This window comes from Yersinia sp. 2542 StPb PI, assembly GCF_048593855.1.
Classification (GTDB): domain Bacteria; phylum Pseudomonadota; class Gammaproteobacteria; order Enterobacterales; family Enterobacteriaceae; genus Yersinia; species Yersinia enterocolitica_E.
Genome location: NZ_JAZGQA010000276.1, coordinates 1 through 4,115 on the forward strand (window position 1 = coordinate 1; position 4,115 = coordinate 4,115).

The window sequence follows — 4,115 nt, forward strand, 5'->3', positions numbered from 1 at the left end:
ACTATATTTATCAAAAAACAAATTAATAATAAGTTTGATAATTAAATAAACAGTAGAATAAGGTTATTTACAAAGTATCAAACTGCAATATTACCAATTAATACTTATATATTGTTGCATAAAAATCGAAACAAACACTTAACTATCGAGGTAAAAATCATGAGTAACAATAAATTACAACTTCGGCATGGCCGGGTCACTGATCCTCAAACACGAGGCTTGGTAGCAACTGATTTAGGATTGATTGCTGAATGGGAAAATAATGAAATGGAAGGAGGAAAAAACTTCCCTGATTTGACAGGCGGTTCTTTCGCCCCCCCTTACGAAATGGATAGTTGGAGCAACCCACCACCTCCTGATGGCCTTATTCTCAGTGGTGGTCACCGCGGTAATCGAGAGGTGGTGAATTTCACCGATAAAGAAATGCAACACAAGCTACGGTCTATCGGTCACCCTAATGATAACTTTACCTGGCCAACTATCGTGGTTAACCCAGGCAGTGACCTTGATATATATTGGGCCTACACTGTTGCTCATGTTACTCGTGGTTATCGTTGGTTTATTACCAAAGATGATTGGAACCCAGCAGAACGTATTACACGGGCTCAATTAGAGCCAGCACCGTTTTATGAGGATATCTATCCTTATGTTCCTTATTACTCGCACAACGATAAGTTAGTGGCTAAAATCGAGCATAAGGTTCATTTACCTAAAGGTAAAAAAGGCCATCACGTCATTATTCTGGCATGGATTGTTGCAGACTCAGGCAATGCGTTTTATCAAGCATGTGATGTCGACTTTGGTCAATAAATAATTAGGTTTTATCTAATTTAGCCAATCTCACTATGCAGGTGGATAAATTTCACCTGTATTTTTATACGATAGCAATAAATAGAAATCCCGCTATAGTAGTCAGGGAGTTACTCAATTATTAAATAAGGAGTTTTATGTCATCACTTAATCAAACATCTGTCCGCGCTCACAAAGGTGAAACTGATGCAAACTTACCTGGTGAAGATCATCTGATCGCCCATGAAGCTTTGCTTGTCGCGTTAATGGTTGAATGTGCTAATGAGTCAGATAACGATCAGTTCCTGGCCAGTGTCCGAGAGACGCTTAGCGGCATCTTACACTCAGCACGTTATCTGGATGCCAGCAAAATAGCCAAAGGCCTGCTCGATGAGGCTGATGATAAAGCCAACCGTTAGTCTATAGCCCTCATCATTGAGGGCTTTTTATTGGTTCATCTTCAGGGTCGTGCCGGTTGTTCAACAATGGCAATAACATGATAATCAACCAATTAAAACGACAACATGACCCATTAAGGTCACACGGTGGTATCGCGTCAGGCGATTAACCTGATTACCCGCATATACAGCAGCACTGTCGTCCTTACTACTGATATCTCCCATCTGAACACCGTATTTTCTGCATCATTGGCTGAAGCATCTACTGGAGCATCGCTATCATGGCGACTGTACAGACCTGTGCTAAAGCAAAGGTGAGGGAAATAATATATTGCATAGAATTGGGTGATCTAGTGACTAAAAAGTCATTTTCGCTCACTCTGTCCATGATTTTTATATGGTTTTACGTTATCGTTATTGTACTTTGCGTATTAGACCTAAAAGATCAATTCGGCAAGGTTTATGAAGCCAAAAAATACAAGGAGGAAAAGTGCTGCTGGATAAATTCTTGCTAGTTGCCATTATGGTTTTATTATCACTTTTTGCCTGGTTGTTTTTCTCACCATACCATATGTATTCAATAGTTTATGAGTTTTTAGAGGTATTTGGTTTTAAAGAGGGATACAACAGTTTAGGCATCACTTCAGCCACGGCAACACCGGAATAAACAGATAAAGAACAGGTGCCACATCGGGCACCTGTCTTATTTATTTCACAGCCAACTTTATTGACTACTGATTTCATTTTGCTCTTTCGGCGGCAGAACTGAATAACTGGCAACTATCGCCGTAAGAATAATAAACAGATGCCCTTCTGAAGAGTCGAGTAAGAAGGAATTAAACAAGTGGCAAGCCAAATAGGCACCAAGTAATGCAATCAGCACATTTCTAACCTGAGCAGATAAACGCCATGCGGAGCGGAAATAGCACCACATCCATCCCAGGAATAAGGCTAACCCGATCAATCCCGACTGAACTGTCTGCATCAAATATTCATTATGTGGATTGATGCTATACGCACTTTGCGAGAAAGAATACCAAAAACCCCCGGCCCCATGCCCCAATACCGGCGCATCCTCAATCAACTTCACTGAGGCGAGCATAAATGCGGTACGTAGCCCCATCGAGCTGTCACAGGAAACATTAGCATCACCATTCGAGACGGCCAGACAGGTTTTAACCTCAGTCACGCCCTGCTGCAACCGATCTACCGCCCGGTTAGGCACCATAAGTACAATGGCCGCGACGATAAATGCGCAAACGGCCATCGCCAAGCGCTGGCGGATTGACAGTGACAGTAACCCCCACAGACCAAATGCCGCGGCCAATGCAACATAGCCGGTGCGGCCTTGCACCATAAACACAATGTTATAGATAGCCAAACACACCAACAGACCATAACCCCAACGCTTCCATCCTTGGCTTCTAAAAGCCAGAGCAAGCCAGATAACGGCAGCCAGTGCCATAAAAAAATTATGCGTAATTTGCAGTTTAAACACAGAGGGATTCAGTGGATCAATATGCCCCAGCGGCAGATGGAGAAGACCAACCCACAGGCTGGCTGCCAGGATAACGGCATTTGCCAGTAAAAAACCTTTGGCAAAATAGCCAGCCAATGAACGTGACAGCACAAAGAACATCGCTAACGGTAAGATATACAGTAATTTGGAGTACTTGCTGACCATCACTTTGCCGTATAGGTTGTGCTGCCAGAGCAACGACAGTGCCAGCAGCATGAACATAATGGCAGGCAACCAAATCAACGGATTCTTTGCCAACGTTTTCACATAGCGAGTATCGCGGTTCAGCAGCAAACAGATGACAGCTAACACCATCGACAAATTCATTATGAAATTAGAAGTGGGTAGACCAATACCTAACAGGAATGCCGTAGCACAGGAAAACATGCCAACATATCGATGCACTGGCGCTGAGCCGGGCAAAGAAGTAGAAACCGGAGAAATCATAAGTCACTCACTTCGAATTGATAATCAGTTGAGGCTATCAGATACCTTTTCGCAAAGGATAGCAGCCCCAATTTACGCCATAACCAACCATCAGATAACCGCTAGCTATGGCAATATTTTGTGGCGAGTGCCGTTATGCTGCCAGTGATCTAAACAAGTAACGGAACCACCATAATGGTCGCCACCAAAGCTTGCGTTCAGGCACCGTCGGCACACGTGAATGCACTTTTTTAATTTCCCAGTTAAAGTTAAGGAATATTCGGCTATGGCCATATTCTGCACCAAACCGTGCAATTTCACTCTTCTTCCGGTCATCAATCGGGGCGTTATGAGTCAAATCACGATCCAGAGAATGGTAGCTTTTCTTCCTATCCACATTACGCTCAATGCACCGGTACTGCTTAGGCAGATAACGTGGTGTGCTACCATGATCTTTATGGAACTTCACAAACCGATAATCCTCCGAGCCATAATGGCCAGCGAACTCTTCATCATACCCATACAACCTAAAGAACCGTGCTCTGGACATGAAGAACAGGTTAGGATGACCACGATAGGCTTTACCTGTTTTTTCATCTGTGCGGTAGATACGATACAGGGAACGGCCAGGGTTACGGGCATTCACCAAATAACGCAGGGTTTCTGCCGGCAGCAAGCAATCTAAATCAGTAATGATAATCTTGTCTGACTTCGCGTATGTCACCCCCAGATTCCGAGAGCCAGCCTGATTCCACTGAATATCAGTGGTTATTCTTAACCACGTGAAATTCAAATCATAATCTTTTACGTCATACTCTAATGGCGAGCAATCATCGACGATGACAAACTCCACTGCATCTTTAATATCATCAGGGTAAGATTCATATTCCTTCAACAAAGATTCAACAGAATCCATATTTCCCTGATTGCAGTAAAAATGAGTTACATAAGTCAGTTTGATATGCTGCTTATCTAACGGATGC

General features: G+C 43.2%; 5 protein-coding genes. 3 read left to right on the forward strand and 2 right to left on the reverse strand.

All coding sequences use genetic code 11. From position 1 onward, the window contains the following. Positions 1–159 precede the first annotated feature (159 nt). The 3 genes from V1952_RS20405 to V1952_RS20415 all read left to right on the forward strand — a co-directional run bounded on the left by V1952_RS20405 (position 160) and on the right by V1952_RS20415 (position 1,854). The gene (locus V1952_RS20405) at positions 160–810 is read left to right on the forward strand and encodes a lytic polysaccharide monooxygenase auxiliary activity family 9 protein (protein WP_372559239.1); all 651 of its coding nucleotides are present in this window, start codon (positions 160–162) and stop codon (positions 808–810) included. Positions 811–947: 137 nt separating this feature from the next. After that, the gene (locus V1952_RS20410) at positions 948–1,208 is read left to right on the forward strand and encodes a hypothetical protein (protein WP_083158556.1); all 261 of its coding nucleotides are present in this window, start codon (positions 948–950) and stop codon (positions 1,206–1,208) included. A 469-nt stretch (positions 1,209–1,677) separates the two neighbouring features. Continuing rightward, a complete protein-coding gene (locus V1952_RS20415) occupies positions 1,678–1,854 on the forward strand; it encodes a hypothetical protein (protein ID WP_372559241.1) in 177 nt (58 codons plus the stop codon). A 57-nt stretch (positions 1,855–1,911) separates the two neighbouring features. On the opposite strand, the gene V1952_RS20420 is transcribed toward V1952_RS20415, so the two are convergent. Beyond that, entirely contained in the window at positions 1,912–3,153 is a 1,242-nt protein-coding gene (locus V1952_RS20420; protein ID WP_420075426.1) for an O-antigen ligase family protein, read from the reverse strand. 133 nt (positions 3,154–3,286) lie between these two features. Next, positions 3,287–4,115, reverse strand: an 829-nt coding sequence (locus tag V1952_RS20425) for a glycosyltransferase family A protein (RefSeq protein ID WP_420075427.1), incomplete at its 5' end; no start/stop codon positions are given.